The 21,530-nt window shown below is 38.8% G+C and carries 17 protein-coding genes and 2 pseudogenes; 9 read left to right on the plus strand and 10 right to left on the minus strand.

What is annotated here, in order from left to right; genetic code table 11:
- The first annotated feature begins 61 nt into the window (after nucleotides 1-61).
- On the plus strand, nucleotides 62-1,144 hold the full coding sequence (gene bchI, locus ACE1CA_RS21195; protein WP_459563654.1) for a magnesium chelatase ATPase subunit I: 1,083 nt from the start codon (nucleotides 62-64) through the stop codon (nucleotides 1,142-1,144).
- Nucleotides 1,145-1,247: 103 nt separating this feature from the next.
- Nucleotides 1,248-1,547, plus strand: coding sequence for a hypothetical protein (locus tag ACE1CA_RS21200; protein ID WP_413279280.1), 300 nt, complete (start codon nucleotides 1,248-1,250; stop codon nucleotides 1,545-1,547).
- Here the strand turns inward: ACE1CA_RS21200 and ACE1CA_RS21205 are convergent.
- The gene (locus ACE1CA_RS21205) at nucleotides 1,522-1,905 is read right to left on the minus strand and encodes a VOC family protein (protein WP_413279281.1); all 384 of its coding nucleotides are present in this window, start codon (nucleotides 1,903-1,905) and stop codon (nucleotides 1,522-1,524) included. The genes ACE1CA_RS21200 and ACE1CA_RS21205 overlap by 26 nt on opposite strands.
- A gap of 280 nt (nucleotides 1,906-2,185) precedes the next feature.
- On the opposite strand from ACE1CA_RS21205, the gene ACE1CA_RS21210 reads away from it, so the two are divergent.
- Nucleotides 2,186-2,587, plus strand: a complete 402-nt coding sequence (locus tag ACE1CA_RS21210; RefSeq protein WP_413279282.1) for a tetratricopeptide repeat protein — start codon at nucleotides 2,186-2,188, stop codon at nucleotides 2,585-2,587.
- Between the two features lie 461 nt (nucleotides 2,588-3,048).
- Here ACE1CA_RS21210 and ACE1CA_RS21215 read toward each other — a convergent pair.
- Both ACE1CA_RS21215 and ACE1CA_RS21220 read right to left on the minus strand, forming a co-directional pair.
- Nucleotides 3,049-4,406: pseudogene (locus ACE1CA_RS21215) on the minus strand (transposase).
- An 88-nt stretch (nucleotides 4,407-4,494) separates the two neighbouring features.
- Nucleotides 4,495-4,638 (minus strand): annotated as a pseudogene (locus tag ACE1CA_RS21220) (phospholipase effector Tle1 domain-containing protein); the annotation flags it as partial.
- 388 nt (nucleotides 4,639-5,026) lie between these two features.
- Here ACE1CA_RS21220 and ACE1CA_RS21225 point away from each other — a divergent pair.
- Entirely contained in the window at nucleotides 5,027-6,109 is a 1,083-nt protein-coding gene (locus ACE1CA_RS21225; protein ID WP_413280214.1) for a class I fructose-bisphosphate aldolase, read from the plus strand.
- A 52-nt stretch (nucleotides 6,110-6,161) separates the two neighbouring features.
- Here ACE1CA_RS21225 and ACE1CA_RS21230 read toward each other — a convergent pair whose 3' ends face one another.
- Nucleotides 6,162-7,019 carry a M48 family metalloprotease gene (locus ACE1CA_RS21230; protein ID WP_413280213.1) on the minus strand — a complete coding sequence of 286 codons (858 nt, stop codon included), beginning with the start codon at nucleotides 7,017-7,019 and terminating at the stop codon, nucleotides 6,162-6,164.
- Nucleotides 7,020-7,203: 184 nt separating this feature from the next.
- Here ACE1CA_RS21230 and ACE1CA_RS21235 point away from each other — a divergent pair, with 184 nt between their 5' ends.
- The 3 genes from ACE1CA_RS21235 to ACE1CA_RS21245 all read left to right on the plus strand — a co-directional run bounded on the left by ACE1CA_RS21235 (nucleotide 7,204) and on the right by ACE1CA_RS21245 (nucleotide 14,660).
- Nucleotides 7,204-12,534 (plus strand): tetratricopeptide repeat protein, encoded by a 5,331-nt coding sequence (locus ACE1CA_RS21235; protein ID WP_413280212.1) that lies wholly within the window; start codon nucleotides 7,204-7,206, stop codon nucleotides 12,532-12,534.
- A 252-nt stretch (nucleotides 12,535-12,786) separates the two neighbouring features.
- Complete coding sequence (locus ACE1CA_RS21240; protein ID WP_413280211.1) at nucleotides 12,787-13,953, plus strand: pyridoxal phosphate-dependent aminotransferase; 1,167 nt, start codon at nucleotides 12,787-12,789, stop codon at nucleotides 13,951-13,953.
- Between the two features lie 146 nt (nucleotides 13,954-14,099).
- A complete protein-coding gene (locus ACE1CA_RS21245) occupies nucleotides 14,100-14,660 on the plus strand; it encodes a Uma2 family endonuclease (protein WP_413280210.1) in 561 nt (186 codons plus the stop codon).
- Nucleotides 14,661-14,738: 78 nt separating this feature from the next.
- Here the strand turns inward: ACE1CA_RS21245 and ACE1CA_RS21250 are convergent, their stop codons facing one another.
- From ACE1CA_RS21250 to ACE1CA_RS21260, 3 genes are all read right to left on the minus strand, one after another.
- Nucleotides 14,739-15,491: a Uma2 family endonuclease gene (locus ACE1CA_RS21250; RefSeq protein WP_413280209.1), complete on the minus strand. Its 753-nt coding sequence runs from the start codon at nucleotides 15,489-15,491 to the stop codon at nucleotides 14,739-14,741.
- Nucleotides 15,492-15,622: 131 nt separating this feature from the next.
- Nucleotides 15,623-16,114 carry a hypothetical protein gene (locus ACE1CA_RS21255; RefSeq protein WP_413280208.1) on the minus strand — a complete coding sequence of 164 codons (492 nt, stop codon included), beginning with the start codon at nucleotides 16,112-16,114 and terminating at the stop codon, nucleotides 15,623-15,625.
- Nucleotides 16,115-16,576: 462 nt separating this feature from the next.
- The gene (locus ACE1CA_RS21260; RefSeq protein ID WP_413280207.1) at nucleotides 16,577-16,840 is read right to left on the minus strand and encodes a DUF1830 domain-containing protein; all 264 of its coding nucleotides are present in this window, start codon (nucleotides 16,838-16,840) and stop codon (nucleotides 16,577-16,579) included.
- A gap of 115 nt (nucleotides 16,841-16,955) precedes the next feature.
- On the opposite strand from ACE1CA_RS21260, the gene ACE1CA_RS21265 reads away from it, so the two are divergent.
- Together ACE1CA_RS21265 and ACE1CA_RS21270 are read left to right on the plus strand one after the other, a co-directional pair.
- Nucleotides 16,956-17,609 carry a TVP38/TMEM64 family protein gene (locus ACE1CA_RS21265; protein ID WP_459563685.1) on the plus strand — a complete coding sequence of 218 codons (654 nt, stop codon included), beginning with the start codon at nucleotides 16,956-16,958 and terminating at the stop codon, nucleotides 17,607-17,609.
- Nucleotides 17,610-17,613: 4 nt separating this feature from the next.
- On the plus strand, nucleotides 17,614-19,143 hold the full coding sequence (locus tag ACE1CA_RS21270; protein ID WP_413280205.1) for a mercuric reductase: 1,530 nt from the start codon (nucleotides 17,614-17,616) through the stop codon (nucleotides 19,141-19,143).
- A 47-nt stretch (nucleotides 19,144-19,190) separates the two neighbouring features.
- Here the strand turns inward: ACE1CA_RS21270 and ACE1CA_RS21275 are convergent, their stop codons facing one another.
- The 3 genes from ACE1CA_RS21275 to ACE1CA_RS21285 all read right to left on the minus strand — a co-directional run bounded on the left by ACE1CA_RS21275 (nucleotide 19,191) and on the right by ACE1CA_RS21285 (nucleotide 21,528).
- The gene (locus ACE1CA_RS21275) at nucleotides 19,191-20,483 is read right to left on the minus strand and encodes a sensor histidine kinase (protein ID WP_413280204.1); all 1,293 of its coding nucleotides are present in this window, start codon (nucleotides 20,481-20,483) and stop codon (nucleotides 19,191-19,193) included.
- Nucleotides 20,484-20,687: 204 nt separating this feature from the next.
- Complete coding sequence (locus tag ACE1CA_RS21280) at nucleotides 20,688-21,074, minus strand: response regulator transcription factor (RefSeq protein WP_413280203.1); 387 nt, start codon at nucleotides 21,072-21,074, stop codon at nucleotides 20,688-20,690.
- A 241-nt stretch (nucleotides 21,075-21,315) separates the two neighbouring features.
- Nucleotides 21,316-21,528 carry a high light inducible protein gene (locus ACE1CA_RS21285; protein WP_413280202.1) on the minus strand — a complete coding sequence of 71 codons (213 nt, stop codon included), beginning with the start codon at nucleotides 21,526-21,528 and terminating at the stop codon, nucleotides 21,316-21,318.
- Nucleotides 21,529-21,530: the final 2 nt, after the last annotated feature.

The following is a 21,530-nucleotide window of genomic DNA, read 5'->3' on the forward strand; positions in this document are numbered from 1 at the left end:
CATTAGTCATTTGGTTATTACAAAGGACAAATCGAGCACTTTTGAGGGAACCGCGTTGAGTCTGACTGCTACAGCTAGTACGAATAATGTTAAACCAGCCACGAGACGGGTAGTGTTCCCGTTTACGGCTATTGTTGGTCAAGAAGAGATGAAATTGGCACTGCTGTTGAATGTAATCGATCCTTACATTGGCGGTGTGATGATTATGGGCGATCGCGGTACTGGTAAATCTACCACGATTCGCGCCTTAGCCGACTTACTTCCAGAGATCGAGGTGGTAGCCGACGATCCTTTTAACAGCCACCCGGAAGACCCCGATTTAATGAGTGATGCGGTACGGGAAAGGATGGCGCAACAAGCTGAAATTCCTGTAATTAAGAAAAAAGTAACGATGGTGGATTTGCCTTTAGGGGCAACGGAAGACCGGGTGTGCGGTACGATCGACATTGAAAAAGCTCTATCTGAAGGTGTGAAAGCTTTTGAACCGGGATTATTGGCAAAAGCTAATCGTGGTATCCTTTACGTCGATGAAGTCAACTTGTTGGACGATCACTTAGTAGACGTTTTACTAGACTCTGCGGCTTCGGGATGGAACACTGTGGAAAGAGAGGGAATTTCCATTCGACATCCAGCACGTTTTGTGTTAGTAGGTTCAGGAAACCCGGAAGAAGGAGAGTTGCGTCCGCAGTTGCTCGATCGCTTTGGAATGCACGCCGAAATTCGCACTGTCAAAGAACCTGCTTTACGAGTACAAATTGTCGAACAAAGATCGGAATTTGACCAAGACCCACCAAAATTTACCGAAAAATACACCCAAGAACAAGAAGCTTTGCAACAAAAATTGCTCAAAGCAAAAGAGTTATTACCATTAGTAGAAATTGACTATGATTTGCGTGTCAAAATCTCCGAAGTTTGCTCTGAATTAGATGTAGATGGCTTGCGTGGCGATATTGTCACTAATCGCGCCGCCAAAGCACTAGCAGCTTTTGAGAGAAGAACACAAGTAACGGTTGATGACATTCGCCGAGTAATTCGCTTATGTTTGCGTCACCGTTTGCGGAAAGATCCTCTAGAATCAATTGATTCTGGTTATAAGGTGGAAAAAGTTTTTAATCGTGTTTTTGGTTTAGAAGTTACTGAATAACTTCGTAGTAAAATTAATTGTTAGTGGTTAGTTTTGACTGTTTAGCCACAACTCACTACTAACAAATTTTGGGAAAATAAAAGTTTGAGAATCAAGAATTTATATGCGTCTTTGGCAATTTTGGTGGAATAGTTTATTTCTTTCTACTCAATCCGATCCTCCCCGATTTGTAGAGGTAATTATGCTACTGTTAGCAATAGCTTTACTGGGACTTTGGGGAATTACCGAAAGATGGGCTTATTTAGGCTTAAGTTTAAGTTACGTGATTTGCTCGTCTGTATCAGTAATTGTCAGGGAGTCAATGACACCTTCGACTTATCCCAGATTAACCCAAGTAGTAGCATTTTTGTTGTTAATTATTAGTATTTATAGCTTTGCTAAGTTAATTTATCAGAGCTACTAACTGATTGATGAAGAATTAAGCGATTACCAGCAGGGTCATAAGCATAAATTTCTCTACCATGAGAAGCTGTGGTAATTTCCCCTGGTGGTGGATATCCTAATGCTGCGAGATGAGCGATCGCACTCTCCAAATCCTCCACCTCTAAACACAAACTCATTCCACTTCGATCGGAGTTACTAAACTCCGAAGAATGCTGTACTTTCGGTTGAAAAATCCCCAAACGTAACCCACCAGGAAACCGAAATTCACCATAAACATTGGGAACATAACGTTGAGGTTCCTGATTAAGAAACTGACTATAAAAATCAATTACCTTGGGAAAATCTGCAACTCCCAACGTAACAAAAGCATCAGTCATGGCGGGGATTGGGGATTGGGGATTGGGGACTGGGGACTGGGGATTGGGGACTGGGGATTGGGAAACCTTGTGGAGTAAGCACTCTGCTAATTAATTAGGTTTACTTATCACCATGAGTACGGGAGAGCCGATTTAATATTAAACTTAATTCTTTCCCAGTCCCCAGTCCCTAGTCCCCAATCCCCAATCCCCGAACATTTGTAGGTGAAACACCCGTACTCCATAAGTAGCGAAAATTTTCCACAATGGAACTGTAAGAATTGAAACTTATCCCAATAATATGAACATTTTTGAGCAGAACGATCGAACCCCAGAATTTTGGGATGGTCAAGGTTGCGCCTTGTGTGAAAATGAAAAATATGCCGAAGCTTTAACAGCTTTTGATAAAGCATTGGCAATTAATCCGAATTATTGCCAAGGTTGGAATAACCGAGGAAATGCTTTTTGTGGGATGAAACGTTATGCAGAAGCATTATTCTCTTACGATCAAGCAGTAGCGATTAAACCAGATTATCATCAAGCTTGGTTTAACCGGGGATTATTGTTAGCAGAAATGCAAGCTTATGGAAATGCGATCGAATCTTATGAAAGAGCGATCGCAATTAATCCAGATCCGCGTTATATTCACGCTAGAGAAAAGATTTGGTTAAACAAGAAGCTACACACAACTGTAGAAGCTTAAAAATAGGACTAAGGTACTGGAGTTTAGACTATCGCACCGAAGGTGCGATGTCTAAACGGAGAATACCAAGCGAAATCACTCAGTAGTTAGCTGAGTCAAAAGAACTTGATTAAATTAGGAATTCCGAGTCGAAAAAATTAAGTTTTTGTCTTTTTCTTAGTTCGAGAAAAGGCTTTTTTAACTATAGGATAACGAGTCCGAAGCACCCTTTGTTGTCCTGGTTGCCAACCGGGAGACTTTCCCCGGAGTTTAGGAGAACTAGAGCGCCAGTCCAGTAAAAGAGGTTGACAAAAAGGCAGTGATATGGTGTGGTAGAAAAATCGTCCGGCTCAACAAATGAGCAGACAAATAATATAGGGCTGGATTAATATTAACCGATAAAATATCAGCCTCTTTCAGATTAAAAAAGGCTATAACTATAATTAAATATTGAATTTAAATCAGAGAAAATAAAGTTTTATTTAGACAACCATTCGGGGAGATTGAATTAAAAGTTGTGCCAAAATATGGAGATTATGAACCACTGCCATACGCCGCAAGTCGAAGAGATTTTTCCTTTGTCCTAAGTAACGAGCTTTTTTACCTTGCCACTGACCAATATGAGCTAAAGTATGTTCCACACTCACCCGCTCTCTTAATTTTTTCCGGCCTTGAGCAGTTGTTTGACGTTGGCGTAATTCTTGTAAGAAAGATTCTTCTGGATGAATCGAAACACTGCGACCTTTAGGACTAGTTGTACATTGAGAATATAGGGGACAAATCTGACATTGTTGTTGGGGAAAGCGAACAGTTTTTCCTTCAACAAAGGGGATACTTATTCCATTAGGGCAGCGAATTAAATGATTTGACCAGTCCAGATTAAAAGCCGTTTTATCGAAATAGTTACCATTGCGTACTGGCCAAGATTTACAAATAATAGATAATTCTTTGTCGCATTTGGTCGTCTTCAATCGAAATTTGGCGGTTTACTGCTACCCCTTGACGTAACTTTGGACTGCCATCTGCTGCGATTTCTACATCTTGTGCTTCGATTAGTCTAGCGGTAGCCAAATTTTTTTCGACTAACTCTTTGGTTGATTCATCTAGGTCTGATTGTTCGGTTATCCAAGTTTCTACTTGATTAAGTGTTTCTAAAATTGTGGTTAATGCTTCTCCTCTGGCATTTGGGTCATCCCAATCTTTATCTAAGGCGGCTTTTAGACTAGATTTGGTGACAATTTCTGCTGGTACTTCTTGCGCTACTACTCCTAAATCTTGGTTGGTATTTTTGGCAATTATTAATAAGGCTTTTCGCAAGGCATGACCTAATAAATTATAGGTATCTTCCACTCTAGCTGCTCCCCATAAGGGACTCGAATCTAAGGCTACTCTCAAGGAACGCTCGTTATATTCTTGGGTTTTTGAAGCTATTTCAATGGTTCTTTCTATTAAAGATCGATCGCCACCACCAGCAATTAACCCGGCTCTAAATCTGACTAATGTTCCTTTGCCAAATGGTGCTTGTTCACAATCGAGACAGTCAAGTACTAATTGCCATCTTCTATCCATCACTATTGCTTCGATTGCTTCATCATCAGATACTCCTGTGTACGCTTGTAGAATTATGCACAATGCCAGTTGTGCTGGTGCAACCGGACATTTCCCCCGAAGAGCTGTCTTTATACAACAAATTAGCCAGTTTTTCTTGGAAGTCAGCATCGAATAGGATGTGGCGGTTTTGCCTCAGAAATAAGAACAGTTTGGCTTTTCGGATACGTTTAGCCACTTTTTGTTCTTCAACTGACAGTTCTATGGGCGGATTCCAGATTGGTGGTCTCATAGCTAGATGGGTGTTGAGCCGGACGATTTTTCTACCACACCATATCACTGCCTTTTTGTCAACCTCTTTTACTGGACTGGCGCTCTAGTCCTTGTTGATAAAATACAATTTGCGGGGTTCCATCTTCGGCAACATACTTGACTGATTGCGCTAATTTTACAACATTAGTTGGGTAAGAGCTTCTCAGTTCGTTCCAAGTACCGTCGCAACAGACAACCAAGCGTTTTTTCATCAAACTTTCCTCTTGATTTTGGTCAATTTTTGACTTTTTTTACTTCAGCTTGAGCCAAAACTATTCTCAGCGCTTGATATTTATGCTCTGTGAAAAACTTAAGCTAATAAGTAAATTTATTATACCATAAAATAATAATTAATAAGGTGCTTTATTCCCTGCTGTTGCTTGTAGATGAAAGTTTCTAGCTTTAACTTCCGCTTTCAAAGTTAAGAACTTTTACGGGGAAAATAATTTTCTATCTGAAAGATTATACCATAAATGACGGATAATTTTCTAAGTACTATGCCAAATCCAAAGAAAAAATAGATATCCTCTGCCTTGAGAGAGACATAAGTTACCCTAAAACATAGCCACAATCAAAGACAGGAGTCTTGAGGAAAGAGCTATGACTGCGACGTTATCTGTACCCAGTTCTTGGGAATCTTTACTGGGAGAAGAAGCAGAAGATCTGCTTAATTATAAAGCGAAAGTTTCTCAGGATTTATTACATTTACCTGGGCCGGATTGGGTCGATCGCATTTTTGCCGGGACCGATCGCAATCCCCAAGTCCTCCGCAGTCTGCAACAATTGTATTCTACAGGTCGTTTAGCCAACACTGGTTATATTTCGATCTTGCCTGTAGATCAAGGAATTGAACATTCTGCTGGCGCTTCTTTTGCACCAAATCCAATTTATTTTGACCCGGAAAACATCATCAAATTAGCGATCGAAGGTGGATGTAATGCAGTTGCTACTACTCTCGGCGTGTTGGGGATGATGTCCCGTAAATATGCTCATAAAATCCCCTTCATTGTGAAAATAAATCACAACGAATTAATGACATTTCCCAATCAATTTGACCAAGTAATGTTTGCTTCCGTTGAACAAGCTTGGAATTTAGGGGCGGTAGCAGTTGGCGCAACAATTTATTTTGGTTCAGAACAATCAACTCGGCAAATTCAAGAAGTAAGTAAAGCTTTTGCGCGTGCCCATGAATTAGGAATGGCGACAATTCTTTGGTGTTATCTGCGAAATAATGCCTTTAAACAGGATAAAGATTATCATGTTGCCGCAGATTTAACCGGACAAGCCAACCATTTAGGGGTGACAATTGAAGCCGATATTATTAAACAGAAATTACCGGAATGTAATAACGGTTATCAAGCAGTTTCGCAAGCAATGGCAAAGACTTACGGGAAAACTGATAAACGAGTTTACACAGATTTAACTACCGATCATCCGATCGATCTAACTCGCTATCAAGTGCTGAATTGTTATTGTGGTAGAGCAGGTTTAATTAATTCTGGTGGTGCTTCTGGAAAAAATGATTTTGCCGAAGCTGTTCGCACTGCGGTAATTAATAAACGTGCTGGTGGGACTGGTTTAATTTCTGGACGCAAAGCTTTTCAACGCCCATTTGAAGAAGGTGTTAAATTGTTTCATGCAATTCAGGATGTTTATTTGTCGGCAGAGGTGACGATCGCTTAATATCATATCCGGCAGGATTACCCGTAATGTAGAGACGTTATATATAACGTCTCTACAGGTTTTTTGTTAAACGAGGTTTTACGTATTTAGCAAAGTTCTCTTTCCCTGATTCTAATTGTGGGGGAATGCCATTAGGATATTGTTGAGAAATCAGTTCTTTTAGACGTTCTACGCGGTTGCCTGGATTGGGGTGAGTGCTTAAAAATTCCGGGGGTTGACCACCTTGACGAGTTGAGCCAAGTATTTGCATTAATTGGACAATTCCTTGGGGATTGTAACCTGCTTGAGTCATAAAACGAAGACCTAAGCGATCGCTTTCTAACTCATCATCTCTACCATATCTTAAACTTACTAATTGATTCACAGCTTGAGCTAAAACTTGCGCTTGTCTAGCCCTTTGTTCGCTGTCACTTGCTGCTACTCCCACCGCAGTAACTAAGGTTGCACCTAACTGTTGTTTCGCCAAATGTTCTGCGCCATGACGTGCGACAACATGACCGATTTCATGCCCTAAAGTACCAGCAAGTTGCGCTTCTGAAGAAAGGCGACTTAACAAAGCAGCGGTGATAAAAACTTGTCCTCCAGGTAATGCAAAAGCGTTAATTGTGCGGGGATCTCGTAATAAATAAAACTGAAAAGGATAGCCAGATTTGGAAGCATCCGATCGCTGAATTATTCTTTCTCCTACTTGTTTAACATATTGTTGCACTACGCTATTAGGATATAAACCCCCATATTTTGCTGCCATTTGTTGTCGCGCCTGTAACCCTAAAGCAATTTCTTGACGTGGTGAAAGTTGAACCCGCTGATTTTCCCCAGTGATGGGGTTTTGTACGGTGTTAGTGCAATAGGTAATTAATCCAAACAGTGCGATTATAATTCCGATCCACAGACGATTTAATCCTCTCACCGCTTTTCTCCCAACCTTATGGTCAGGACAGGAGCTTATCACAGTTTTCTTTAGAATTCATCTGTACATTTTTGTATAAAATGTGTGTTAAAGATAAGTTTTTATCAAATAGTGCATAGGTGTTGTCAGTTCAGAAATATTGAAATTAACAATAAGAATTTGTCCAACTATTAAGAAAATCACGATGAAAACACCAAATAAGTTAATTCTACCTCTTTCTGTCTTGGCTGCTGTTGTAGTTGTTGAGCATTTTTCTATTAGTCAGGGGAAATTTATCTTAAACTCTGCTGTAGTGGCGCAAACATCTATTAACCAAAAAGCAGAAGCCGATCGCCTCTTGCAGCAAGGAAATCAACAATACCAAAAGGGTCAATTTCCAGATGCTTTAAAGTCTTTTGAGCAAGCATTAAATATTTATCGGCAAATAGGCGATCGCCAAAACGAAGCAACAACCCTAATAAAAATTGGCGATACTTACTTAGATTATATCGAGTTTAAGCGGTACTACAATTTAATTGAGAAACCGGAAGAATTAAAACCTTATTCTGAAGTTCTCAAATATTACGAACAAGGTTTAGTTATTATGCGAAAAATTGGCGATCGCAAAGGTGAAGCTTTGACTTTAAATGGCATTGGTAGGACTAATGCGGCAATAAATAAGAAAGAAGAAGCTCTAAATTTTTACGAGCAAGCTTTAACAATAATGCGTGAAGTTAAGGATAAAACTGGGGAAGCAACTGTTTTATTTAATATTGGTAAAGATTATGATTGGGGATTTGATCGCCAAAGAGATTCTAAACCTATTTCGATTGATTTTTATGAGCAAGCTTTAAGGATTGTGCGGGAGATTGGCGATCGACCTTTAGAAGCGAAAATCCTTTATACGATCGGATTCACGTACAAAAATAAAGGGCAAGAAAAGCCGGAAATTGCTTTGGAATATTATAAACAAGCTTTACCAATTGCGCGAGAATTGGGCGATCGAATTCTGGAAGAAAAAGTCCTTAATAATATGGGCTATACTTACCGTAGCTTAGGTTATTCGCAAATTGCCCAAGAGCATCAAGAGCAAGCTTTAGCAATTAGACAAGGGATGAATATTCATGTTGCATGGCCTACAGATATTATAAAAAAAGCAATTCTTATTACTTACAATACACCCAAAAAAAGACCTACGTTAATAACTTTTCTGGAAGGAGAAGCATTAATTCACTACAGAAATGGCGAAGCTCACGCATCCCGCAGAAGATACCAAGCTGCCTTAGAATCTTATCAGCAAGCCTTAGCGATTGTTCGCCAACAAAGAAATCGCCCTTGGCAATGGGTAATCCTCAATCAAATGGCAACAATCTACGAAACTTTGGGACAATTTGAAGCCGCTTTAGATAGTTACAAACAAAGTTTGAACATTAGAACGGAAGTAGATGAACTTGCGGCAAAAGAGCCAATTCCCTACAGTATTCGAGTAGCTTATGGAACTGATGTTAATGTTCATATAAAAGGAGGAATTAAACTAGAAGATGCGATTAGCAATGGTTTAATTAAAATAGGAGAAGGAGAGCCGATTAATACTGCAATTACTACTTTTGAATCTTTTATTACTCCTGAAGAAATCGCTGTAATGGAGAAGCGAGGACGACGACTAGAGGTAGTAGCGGGGATAGCTGGATGGCAAAGTTTTACAGAGAATGAAGAAGAAGATACTCTGGCTAATATGGGGGATATTTATAAAGCATTAGGAGACTACCAAACTGCATTAAATTCTTATAGGAAAGCCTGGAAAATTATTCGAGCCGAATTGGATAGCAAGGAAAGCGAAGAAACTCGTTGGCGCAGAGTAACAACTGAGGGGCTTTACTATCAGCAGGAACTGAGAATTTTTAGAAGTATGGGGGAAGTTTATGCAGCGCTAGGAGAACATAAAGCTGCTTTGGAAGCTTATCAGAAAGCTTTGGAAATTGCCACCAAGGAAAAAAGCGGTAGTAGCTTTTTTATTCAAATACCTATTCTGTTGATTCAAATGGGGAAAGCTTACGAAAATTTAGGGCAGTATCAAGCTGCTTTAGAAGTTTATCAGAAAGTTTTGGCGATCGCACAAGATCCCAAAAATAAAGGAAACTATTCAACTCAAGAACATTTAATCCGTCAGTTTGGACAAGAAGAATATTTTCGTCAAACAAGGATACCTTATGAAAAGCCCGATCGAGAAGCAATTCTTAACAGTATTGGCGCAATTTATGAAAAGTTAGGTCAAACTCAAAAGGCGCAGGAATATCGCCAGCAAGCTTTGGCATTGAAACGGGAAATTAGCGATCGCACTGAGGAAGATATCACTGCTCAAAAGGCAATTTTAATTACGGAAGTTGGCAGAGATGAAGCAAAAAAGGCGATCGTGCAAATCCATAGGTTAGAAGGTGAAGCAGTCGCTCTCTTTGCCGCAGGAAATAGTTACTTTAGACAAGGACAATACCTCAAAGCACAATATCAACTCGCTTTAGAATCTTATCAGAAAGCTTTGGCAATTGTTCGCCAACAAAATAACCGTCCTTGGGAAAGAGTGATTCTGATTCAAATGGGATTAGTTTACGAACAGTTAGAACAGAATCAAGCGGCTTTAGAGCAAGATCAGCAAGCTTTAGCGATTGGACAAGAGATAGAAAAACCTGCTGAAAAAGCGACTCTCCTCAGTAAAATTCCCCTGAGTGGATCTGTCAATTTTGACGAGGTAAAAATTGGTTTTGAGTCGGGTAAAATTACTACTTTTAAACCGGAAGGAGGAGTAATTTTCTTTGCCCAAACACGAGAGAAATTGCAAGCCGATCGACTCTTGAAAGAAGGTATAACACAATATGTAAACGGGAAGTATGAAAGAGCATTGAAAAGCTTTGAGGCAGCTTTATCGATTTATCAAAAGTTAGAAGATAAACCGGGAGTGGCGAAAAGTTTCTTTGAAATTGGGGAAGTTTATGAGAAGAGAGAAGAAGATGAACAAGCGTTAAATCACTATCAGCAAGCTTTAGAACTTTATCGGGAATTGGGCGATCGATCGGGAGAAAAAACCAGCCTTAACTTAATGAGTGGAATTTACTATAAGCAAGGTATTCAGTTTGCAAATCGAGGTCAATATCGAGAATCTTTAAAAAGATTGGAGCAAGTTTTAGAGATTGCCCAAAAACTTGGTCATTTGGAAACGGAGTTAAGAACTTTCCTCTGGATGGCAAGAGTTTACAGCAGTTTAGGAGAATATAAATTAGCTTTAGATTACTATCAGAAAGCTTTACCAATTCGTCAGGAGATTTTAGGGCATTGGGAAGGAATTGAGTCTAACATTGGGCGGATTTATGAGGTACTAGGACAATATGAATTAGCTTTAAAGTACTATGAAGAAGCATTAAAAACAGCTAGATTTCCCACATTACTTAACTTAGATGGTAGTATGGTTGGGGATATTGCTGGTGAGGCGAATGCGCTAAATGCGATCGGCAATATTCACTACAGATTAAGCAGATATGAATCAGCTTTAAATTACCATCAACAAGCATTAACAGTCCTGAAAAAAGTTAAGAACCAAAATACCCAAAAACTTCTGGAAGCAACAACATATAATAGTATTGGATTTGTTTACTTGAAGCAAGGAAAATACCAATTAGCATTAGACTTTTTGCAGCCAGCTTTAGCTATTTATCAGCAATTCAATAGGAGACGTGCAGAAGGGGTAGTTCTTCATGCGATCGGCAAACTTTACTTTGAGCAAGGACAATACGAATTAGCCGGAAATTACTTACAGAGAAGTTTAGTAATTGCTCAAGAAATTGGTAATAAGGAAGGTGAAGGACACACGCTTAGTACGATCGCATATTTACTAGAAAAACAGAATCAGCCAGAATTAGCGATCGTCTTTTTCAAACAATCAGTTAATGCCAGAGAAACGATTCGGAAAAATATTAAGGAACTTCCCAAAGAACATCAACAATCTTACATCGAAACTGTTGCTAAAGATTATCGCAAATTAGCCGATCTCCTCTTACAAAAAGACCGAATTCTGGAAGCGCAACAAGTTTTAGATTTACTAAAATTGCAAGAATTAGATAACTATCTTCGCAACGTGCGCGGAAACGAACAAACTGCTAGAGGCGTTTCCAATACACCGCAAGAACAAGAAGTTAAACAGGGGTATGAAGCGATCGTCAACAAAGGAATTAAACTAGGTAAAGAACTTGCTGAATTACAAAAAATTCCCGTTGATAAAAGAACTTCTGCCCAACAACAGCGAATTTTAGAATTGCGAAAAGCTGAACAGGAAATTACTAAAGAATTTACTCAATTTCTGAAAAGTCCAACAGTCACCGCCTTGGTAACACAACTGCGCCAAGTCACAGGCGGCGAAAATCTCAACCTGAAAGATTTCAACAGTTTAAGAGACAACTTGCAACGGCTACAAACAAGCGCAGTAATTCTTTATCCTTTCATTTTGGACGATCGCTTAGAACTAATTTTAGTTACCCCTTACTCGCCACCAATTCGCCGCACGGTAAATGTGAAACGGGAAGAATTAAATCGAGTAATTGCCGAGTTTCACCTGAATTTAAAACAACCTAACAGCAATGTCATTCCTGTAGCTAATAAATTGTATGAGTGGTTAATTAAACCGATCGAAAATGACTTAGCAGAGGCGAAAACGCAAACTATTATTTATGCCCCAGATGGACAATTGCGTTATATTCCCTTAGCCGCTTTGCATGATGGTAAACAATGGTTAGTCGAACGCTTCGGAATTAATTATATTACTGCGGCTAGTTTGACGGACTTCAACACAAAACCGCAAGGGAAAATGCAAATTTTCGCAGGTGCTTTTAGCGAAGGAAGCTATAGTTTTAAAGTTGGCGAACAAGAATTTCAATTTTCTGGCTTACCTTTTGCAGGTAAAGAAGTAGAAAATCTGGCGGCGACTATTCCCGGAACTACTAAATTTTTGAATGGGCAATTTAATCGGGATACAGTGTTAATGATGAATGATTTTTCGGTGGTACATTTGGCGACTCATGCCGCTTTTGTAGTCGGAAACCCGGAAGATTCGTTTATTATGTTTGGCAATGGCGATCGCGCCACCCTCCGCGATGTAGAATCTTGGTCATTACCCAAAGTAGACTTAATCGTGCTCAGTGCGTGCGAAACTGGTGTAGGCGGAAAATTGGGAAATGGAGAAGAAATCCTCGGTTTTGGCTTCCAAATGCAACGCACAGGCGCGAGAGCCGCAATTGCGTCACTTTGGCCCGTTTCCGACGGTGGCACACAAGTTTTGATTAATGGATTTTACAGCCTTTTACAAAAAGGCAACCTCTCCAAAGCCGAAGCCTTACGCCAAGCACAAATCGCCCTAATTACCGGAAATCATAGCGCCTTCGGTGAACAACGAGGCATTGCCACCGCCCAAGCTGTTGCACAAACAGAAACCTCGAAGTTAAATCATCCCTATTACTGGGCACCGTTCATTTTAATTGGTAATGGGCTGTGAGGGATTGGGGACTGGGGAAGAAAGTTGAGAATCGAGAGTTTGTAGGGGCGGGTTTAGCAGATAAATTTGTACTCACAGCAGAAGAGTCAACAGCAAAACCCGCCCTTACAATCAAACACAATCCCCAGTCCCTAGTCCCCAGTCCCCAATCCCCAATCCCCTACTCAAAAAGGTAAAAAGATCACAAATCAAAAGAGCGATCGTTCTATAGTTTGAGAAACTAGAAAATTGCTGCAAAGGAAACGATTAAGCATGAAGTTGGCTGCACGAATTAGTCAAGTTACGCCTTCGATTACGTTAGCTATTTCCGCCAAAGCTAAGGCTATGAAGGCTGAGGGAATTGATGTTTGTAGTTTCAGCGCTGGGGAACCAGATTTTGACACGCCAGAGCATATTAAAGCTGCTGCAAAACAAGCTTTGGATGCTGGGAAAACGAAATATGGCCCTGCTGCTGGGGAACCTAAGCTAAGAGAAGCGATCGCAAATAAGCTAAAAACACATAATGGTTTAGATTATAAACCAGAGAATGTAATTGTTACGAATGGTGGTAAACATTCTCTATTCAATTTGATGTTAGCTTTAATCGATCCGGGAGATGAAGTAATTATTCCCGCTCCCTATTGGTTAAGCTATCCCGAAATGGTGACATTGGTGGGTGGTGTACCTGTAATTGTCCAAACTGATGCTAAAAACCAATATAAAATTACTCCCGAACAACTCAGCGCCGCAGTTACACCAAAAACAAAATTGTTTGTGTTGAATTCTCCTTCTAATCCTACAGGAGTTGTGTACACTCCCGCCGAAATTGAAGCATTAGCAAAGGTGGTGGTAGAGAAAGATATTTTCGTTGTTTCCGATGAAATTTACGAAAAAATCATTTACGATGATGCTCAACAAGTTAGTATTGGTGCTTTTGGGTCAGAAATTTTCCAACGCACATTTATTAGTAATGGTTTTGCCAAAGCTTACTCAATGACTGGTTGGCGAATTGGATATTTAGCAGGAGCAGTAGAAGTAATTAAAGCTTGTAGTACAGTGCAAGGTCATAGTACTTCTAATGTTTGCACGTTTGCTCAATATGGTGCGATCGCAGCTTTAACAAATCCTCAAGATTGTGTGGAAGAAATGCGCCAAGCTTTCGCCAAACGTCGTCAAGTAATGTTAGAAAGAGTAAGCGCGATTCCTGGTTTAAGTTGTCCCAAACCCGATGGTGCTTTTTATCTATTTATTGATGTCAGCAAAACGGGATTAGCTTCTTTAGAATTTTGCGATAAGTTCTTAGAATCTTATCAAGTTGCAGCGATTCCCGGTGTTGCTTTCGGTGCAGATGATTGCATACGTTTATCTTACGCTACCGATTTAGATACGATTAATAAAGGCATGGATCGGTTGGATAAATTTGTGCGATCGCTAATTTAACTTAGTGGTTTTTAAACCCCAAATAAACACAGATAAAAATTTATCTGTGTTTTTAATTTTAAAATAAAGGTACGTTGTTGCGCTTCAGCGCTATTCCCACTGAAGTAGGAACAACAAACTCATTTATAAAATTTGAGGAAACCATCATGTCTGTTCAATTGCAAAAAAGGTTGTTTACAGTTGATGAATATTATCGAATGGCTGAAGCTGGTATTTTAGGAGAAGACGATCGAGTAGAATTGATTGCAGGAGAAATTATTAAAATGTCGCCAATTGGTAGCCCTCATTCTGGCTGTGTAAATTGGTTAAATAGGCTTTTTTCAGCCAGTTTGGGTAGTCGTGCGTTATTATCTGTCCAAAATCCAGTGAGATTAAATGAAAGAACAGAACCGCAACCTGATATCGCTTTGCTGATCCCTCGTGCAGATTTTTATTCCCAAAAACATCCCCAACCACAGGAAGTTTTACTGATAATTGAAGTATCCGATACAACTATTGAATATGACAGAGAGGTGAAAATTCCTCTTTATGCAGCAACGGGTATTGTGGAAGTTTGGATAGTAAGTTTAGCAGAAGAATTGATTGAAGTCTATCGTCAACCTTTGGCGAATAGTTATGCAGACATTAGCCAATTTAGAAGAGGTGAAAATGTTTCGCCGTTAAGTTTTTCTGATGTGATTTTGAGTGTGGATGAGGTATTGGGATGAGTAGAATAGGGAAACTTATACTATGGTGTTAAAATTTACCCCCTTGGTAAGGGTAGGGGGAATCTAAACCAACTTTCGTTAAATATTAGGCAGATTATTAGGATCGATATTCTGCGATCGCAAATAAGCAATCAGCCTTTCTTTTTCCTGACGTTCCTGTTCAGCACGTTGCTGTTCCTGTTCAATTTTTTCTACTGCCCAAGGTAACAAATTACCATCTTTATCCCACCACCTTAACCAATATCCTGTTCTTCCTTCTTTTGTTCCTTGCCAAGTTCCTAAAAATAATCCCATTGCTTCAATCCAATGACAACCATTTTCATCTGGATTTTGCAATTCATAACGCCGATTTTCTAGTTGATAATATTCTAATAACCCTCCATCTGGGTCAAAGATAACGTAAATGGGAATTTCCAATATCTGTTCGTAAAAAAACCATTTTCCAGGGGGATAAGTGCGTTTCACGGAATACTCAGTACCATCTTTGTCTGATAAAAACTCTATGATTATAGCTGGTACTTCCCCTTCTAAATTGGGTGTATAACTTTTGCGTTCTGGTAAAATTTCTTTGACTGAAGCCACATATACCCAATCTGGTGCTTTGGCGATAAATTGCTCGTTTATTGTGGCACACAACGCAAAGTTGGAGGCGATTAACATTTGTGGTTGAATGAAACCAATGAGTTCTAAACTTTCCCTTAAAGCACCTGCTAAAAGTGGCTGTCCTGTATTATCCACTGGCTCATCCTCTAACTGAAAATCTTCGGGTAGAGCTTCCCAAGAAATTACCATTCCTGGGGGTGATTTGGTTTCGCCGAGTAGGGTTGCCATAAACGCTACCTTATAGTTAATTTGTTTTTATTTTATCAAAGCTTCACTGGTGAGGTACGTGATTCGCTTACGCGATAGCTTCGCTTCACGCTTGAGACAAAATAGCAAAAGTGTAATTTTGCATTGTCATTCTATTTATTTAACGGGCAATAATCTGAACAATTAATTGCTTGTGAAGTCAGAGCAATAGTTGGATTTACTGCACAGCGCAAATAAGGATTGTTTGTAAAATACTGACAGTTTTTACAAGGAACTTGCTCCAGATTTTTCATTATGGAAATCTTATGTTTGGCAAATTTTAACAGATCTGTAGAGATAATCAGATACATCAACCAAAAGGTAAAAAATGTAGTGGGAATTATATATAATGAAGCAGCAGAAACATCTGGTAAATTCGGTCTATTGACATAATGTTCCGAATTAATTGATTGAATTGGTTTTACTTCTGTTATAGTTGATAGCATCGGTTTTGAAGTAGAAAAATTAAGGGGGCTTTCAACTGACATTTTGTTTACCTCTGTTACTAAAAGTTTACGCAAAATTACCCTTAAGGTTGATTCAGGGAATGATTTTATACAAGTCTTTTTTGGAGAATCTTTAAATTCAGCACTTTGTAATGCCAAACTTAATCACCTCTCCCTAAAAGATAAGATTAATTTAAAACCCATCATCTGTTTAACAAAAATTTTGGCTCTTTTTCACCTGTCTTAAGGATTAAGTAAAAAGTATATATTTGTTATTTTCTTTAACTATTCTCTGAAAATAAAATTATTCTTATAAGGCAACTCTCAGCCATAGTTTAGTCAGCCGATCGCTAAATATATCTAGTTACATAGATATTACAAGATTGCATCTGTCTTAGGTTAAATTTAAGATAATTTTTGATAAATGTATCAAAAATTATCTGCTTTGCAACTATTTGGCTTGGGGAATTGCTTCGCTCAACTCACATCTTGCAGCAGGGGAGGTAGAACCTCCCAGATCCTCGTCCCCAGGTTGAACCTGGGGACGAAAAATGGAGGCTCTGCCTCTTGGTGTAAGATCTGAGTCAAGCCAGGTAAAATATTAAGTCAATCTAAACATCATCAATCAATTACCTGCAAGCGATCGCATTTGATAGTGTCTACCAGCATTGTAGTTACCTTAGCACTGGTATGAACTTCCAATACACCTTGGAGTGGTGCATGAAATAACAAAAGTTCTCCGGGAAAAACTACTCTCTCAAAATACCAGTTAGGGACATTCCCAATTCGTAAAATTTGTAATTTATTAGAAGCATTTTTATAATGACATAAAGAGAGTTCAATTGAACTGAATTTGTTTTCTGTAGAAGTGGAAAAACTAATCATGACAAAAACACCTAATTTTAAATAGCATCTTGATAAAAAGACTATAAAGGAGAAAAGTAAGGATTTTGTAAGGATTGCTTAATTTTGTTAGTTTATTGTAATAACAGTATCGTAAATTATTGCCTTGATGGAATCAATGAATATGCAAGAGATTTTCAGCAATACGCTAACTTGGATCGATCAACTGGGGCCTTGGGGAGCGATCGCATTTATCATCATATACAATCTCGCCACCGTGCTATTTATCCCAGGTTCTCTTCTCACCTTGGGAGGAGGAGCAATCTTTGGTGTGTTTTGGGGTTCAATTTATGTGTTTATTGCGGCAACAATGGGAGCAACATTTGCCTTTCTTATTGGCAGATATTTAACTCGTGATTGGGTAGCCAAAAAAATTGCCAATTATCCTAAATTTCAAGCCATTGATAATGCTGTTGCCAAAGAAGGTTTCAAAATAGTCTTACTAACTCGCCTTTCGCCAATATTTCCCTTCAATCTCTTAAACTACGGCTTTGGAATTACCAAAGTTTCTTTAACCGACTATATTCTAGGTTCAATTGGCATGATACCCGGAACAATTATGTATGTTTACATTGGTTCATTAGCAGGTAACATTGCCATGATTGGTGCAGGAAATGTACCAACAAATTCTCAAGCAGAAACCGCTAAATGGATAATTCGCATCGTTGGGTTTATTGCCACAGTTGCCGTGACAATTTACATTACTAACATCGCTAAAAAAGCTCTCCAAGAAAGTGTTCAACAAGGATAATTTTATGTCTCAAATCGAAAATTCAACCCTTTCTCCAATGGATGTATATAATCAAAAATTAGTCTCTCAAGTACATCCCTCAGATTGGGTAAATCCTCAACCAGCAGAGCGTTATAATTTAGTTGTCATTGGTGCAGGAACAGCAGGTTTGGTTGTTGCCGCAGGTGCCGCAGGTTTAGGCGCAAAAGTAGCTTTAATTGAGAAAAATTTAATGGGAGGAGACTGTTTAAATGTTGGTTGCGTACCTTCAAAAACTATAATTCGTTCTTCTCGCGTCGTTGCTGATATTTGGCACTCCCAAAAATTCGGGATTCATGTTCCTGATGGTGTAGAAATTGATTTTCCCGCCGTTATGGAACGGATGCGAAAAATTAGATCTGATATCAGCCATAATGACTCTGCACAACGGTTTAAAAATCAATTTGGGGTTGATGTTTTTTTAGGTGAAGGTCATTTTTCTAGTAGCAATTCTATTGAAGTTGGTGGGAAAATTTTGCGGTTTAAAAAAGCTGTAATTGCTACAGGTGCTAGAGCCGCAAGTTTGAATATACCAGGATTAAAAGAAGCTGGTTATCTCACTAATGAAACTGTATTTAACCTGACTGAAAAACCGCAACGGTTGGCAGTAATTGGTGGTGGGCCAATTGGTTGTGAATTAGCGCAAACTTTTCAACGTTTGGGTTGTCAAGTAGTTTTGTTGCATAAGAATAAACATATTCTCGATCGCGAAGACGCAGACGCAGCAGAGATAATTCAAAATGTGTTTACTCAAGAAGGAATTAACTTAATTCTGAATTCTCAAATTAAGCGAGTAGAACAACAGAATGCAGAAAAAGTTATTTACTATGAAACTCAAGGTAAAGAGAACTCGGTAATAGTCGATCGAATTCTGCTTGGAGTAGGAAGAAAACCAAATGTAGAAGGATTAAATTTAGAAATTGTTGGTGTTGAATATGACGACAAAAAAGGCGTTTTTGTTAACGATAACTTACAAACAACTAATCCAAACATTTACGCCGCTGGTGATATTTGCATGAAATGGAAATTTACTCATGCTGCTGATGCTGCTGCGAGAATAGTGATTCAAAATTCCCTGTTTTTAGGCAGGAAAAAAGTCAGCGCACTGACTATGCCTTGGTGTACTTATACAGATCCAGAAATTGCTCATGTAGGAATGTATGAAACTGAAGCAAAGGAACAAGGAATTGATGTAGACACATTTTTTATTAGTTTAAATCAAGTCGATCGCGCAATTGCTGATGGCGAAGAAACTGGATTTGTGAAAATTCACGTCAAAAAAGGTAGCGATAAAATCATCGGTGCAACCATTGTAGCGCGTCATGCTGGAGACATGATTAGTCAAATTACTTTAGCAATGGTTAACAACATTGGATTAGGAAAAATTGCTTCGGTAATTTATCCTTACCCCACCCAAGCAGAAGCAATTCGCAAAGCAGCAGACGCATATAATCGCACTCGTTTGACACCATTTGTCAAAAAATTATTTACCACTTGGTTAGCTTGGAGTAGATAGTGAAGAAATTTGTAGGGGTAATTCATGAATTACCCCTACATGAATTACTAATCTTTATTAATCGGTAACTCAATAGTAAAAGTTGCTCCTTTACCGGGAATACTGCTAGCAGTAATAGTACCATTGTGTGCTTCGACAATTCGTTTGGCGATCGCTAAACCTAAACCTGTGCCATTACCGGAACGAGAGCGATCGGCAGTATAAAACTGTTCAAAAATATGTGGCATATCGCTTTCGCTAATACCTAGTCCTTGGTCGCTAATTTTTACTACAATGGTGTTAGCTTCTAACTGTCCATTAATAGAAACTTCCGAGTTACTGACTGAATACTTGATTGCATTATCCAAAATATTTAAAAAAGCTTGCAACAGTCTTTCTGGATCGCCATTTACTTTCACATTAGGTACATTTAACTTAATTCCCACATTATTAGATTGCAATCGTAATTCTACTGCTCTTACAGCACGTTCGATTAAAGAATTTAAGCGAAAATCTTTCCTTTCTAATTGAGTTACACCTGCTTCTAATCTGCCTAAATCTAGCAAATCGTGAATTAACCGAGATAAACGTTTCACCTCTTCTTGGGCACTGCTAATAAAGCGATCGCGAATTTTTGGTTCTTCAGCTGCGCCACTTGCTAAAGCTTCCAAAGTCACAAAAACATTACTTACCGGAGTTCGCAACTCATGAGAAACATTAGCTAAAAAAGACCGTCTTTCGCTATCCAGCGAAGCCAATCTTTCACTCATCCGATTTAATTCAAAAGCTAATTTACCTATCTCATCATCTTGTCGAATATTTAATTTATCACCAAAATTACCACCACCCATTCGCACCGCAAAATTACACATTGATTGAATTGGTCTAGCCATGCTCCGAGTTAAATATTCACTAATAACAGCACAAAGTAATACTGTGACAATTAAGGTTAAGAAAACTGACAAAATTAATCTTTGAAACTGACGCTGGAATTGCTCGATCGTGATTGACATTCGCAGTATACCTAATAACTGACCATTGCGAACTATAGGTTTAGCAGCATATAAGCGATCGTCATTAGATAAAACACCTCTAGCTCTGCCTTGAACAGCTTTATTTTGCAAAGCTTCTTTAACTCCCGGAACCGCCAACCAATTATTTATTCTTTTGTCAATATCTGGCGCAGAAGTTGTTAATAACCGACCTTTAGGATCGAAAATCCTTAGAGTAATTGAATCTGGGGAACCATAACGTTTCACAATTATGTCTACCCGTTCTACATTATTTTTTTCTAATGAGTCAGCTACGCTTTCACTAAGAGCAGTAGTCCAAGCATCTAAATCAGATTGCCTGGTTCTCATAAAATAATCATGAAAAGAAAACAGAATATAACTCGCTAAAACTGATGTACCTAAAGCAGTAAGCGCTAAATAAGTAGTAAATAACTTTGTGTGAATTGAATTCCATTTAATCCGAATTTGCTAACACCTCCTGAGTTTTGGTAATTGGGGTACGGGCAATTCATGAATTGCCCCTACTGGAGACTGGGAGATCGGGGGAATTATTTAATTCTCCTCTGCTTTTTTATCATCTGTACGACGACGGAGAACAGTTTTAATTCTGGCTAATAATTCGCGAGTGCTAAATGGTTTGGTAATGTAGTCATCTGCACCTGCTTCTAAACCCCAAATTTTGTCAATGTCTTGGTCTTTAGCTGTGAGCATGACTATGGGAACATCAGAAAATGCTCTAAGTCGCCAGCATACTTCCATGCCGTCAATTCCTGGCAACATTAAGTCTAATAAAATAATATCTGGTACTTGTTTATGAAACTGTTTAATTGCACTCATTCCATCTTCCGCAGTCGTCACCATGTAACCTTCTTTTTCTAAGGTGTAAGTGAGACTTTCCCGCAAAGCTTCTTCATCATCAACTAATAAAATGTGTGCCATCCTTAATTGTCTTGACTAAATTACATCAATTTGCTAATTCACTTAAATTTTATTAACTTTTTAGATTTAAAATTACTAATAAAAAATGGTTCAAAACTTCTATCCAAAGAATGAAATCTGTCTTTAATTTCGATACGATCGCTAAAGCGCAACAACGTACTTAAACCAATAAAAAAGCTGGGTGATTTATGCTGCACCCAGCTTTTAATGGTTATGGCAATGATCAAACATGGGGATTAATTTAAAGACTGGCTAACCAACCAACGATACCGTGTCCGGTAGCTACTTCCATGATTAACAAGGAAACAAAGCCAATCATTGCTAAACGACCATTTAATTTTTCTGCATATTCTGTGAAGCCAGTACGAGGGGTGCTGTCAACATAAACTTTTGGTTCAATAGCAAAGTTATTTAGTCTGCCGCCTTCTTCTACTGTGTAACTACGTGAAGTCATTT

This window comes from Floridaenema evergladense BLCC-F167 (assembly GCF_041929205.2).
GTDB classification, from domain to species: domain Bacteria; phylum Cyanobacteriota; class Cyanobacteriia; order Cyanobacteriales; family Aerosakkonemataceae; genus Floridanema; species Floridanema evergladense.

What these genes read in the sequence shown, in the direction of transcription:
- ACE1CA_RS21200 (WP_413279280.1), top strand. Translation starts at nt 1,248, where the DNA reads ATGCGTCTTTGGCAATTTTGGTGGAATAGTTTATTTCTTTCTACTCAA.
- ACE1CA_RS21205 (WP_413279281.1), bottom strand. Translation starts at nt 1,905, where the DNA reads ATGACTGATGCTTTTGTTACGTTGGGAGTTGCAGATTTTCCCAAGGTA.
- ACE1CA_RS21210 (WP_413279282.1), top strand. Translation starts at nt 2,186, where the DNA reads ATGAACATTTTTGAGCAGAACGATCGAACCCCAGAATTTTGGGATGGT.
- ACE1CA_RS21225 (WP_413280214.1), top strand. Translation starts at nt 5,027, where the DNA reads ATGACTGCGACGTTATCTGTACCCAGTTCTTGGGAATCTTTACTGGGA.
- ACE1CA_RS21235 (WP_413280212.1), top strand. Translation starts at nt 7,204, where the DNA reads ATGAAAACACCAAATAAGTTAATTCTACCTCTTTCTGTCTTGGCTGCT.
- ACE1CA_RS21240 (WP_413280211.1), top strand. Translation starts at nt 12,787, where the DNA reads ATGAAGTTGGCTGCACGAATTAGTCAAGTTACGCCTTCGATTACGTTA.
- ACE1CA_RS21245 (WP_413280210.1), top strand. Translation starts at nt 14,100, where the DNA reads ATGTCTGTTCAATTGCAAAAAAGGTTGTTTACAGTTGATGAATATTAT.
- ACE1CA_RS21250 (WP_413280209.1), bottom strand. Translation starts at nt 15,491, where the DNA reads ATGGCAACCCTACTCGGCGAAACCAAATCACCCCCAGGAATGGTAATT.
- ACE1CA_RS21260 (WP_413280207.1), bottom strand. Translation starts at nt 16,840, where the DNA reads ATGATTAGTTTTTCCACTTCTACAGAAAACAAATTCAGTTCAATTGAA.
- ACE1CA_RS21270 (WP_413280205.1), top strand. Translation starts at nt 17,614, where the DNA reads ATGTCTCAAATCGAAAATTCAACCCTTTCTCCAATGGATGTATATAAT.
- ACE1CA_RS21275 (WP_413280204.1), bottom strand. Translation starts at nt 20,483, where the DNA reads ATGAGAACCAGGCAATCTGATTTAGATGCTTGGACTACTGCTCTTAGT.
- ACE1CA_RS21280 (WP_413280203.1), bottom strand. Translation starts at nt 21,074, where the DNA reads ATGGCACACATTTTATTAGTTGATGATGAAGAAGCTTTGCGGGAAAGT.
- ACE1CA_RS21285 (WP_413280202.1), bottom strand. Translation starts at nt 21,528, where the DNA reads ATGACTTCACGTAGTTACACAGTAGAAGAAGGCGGCAGACTAAATAAC.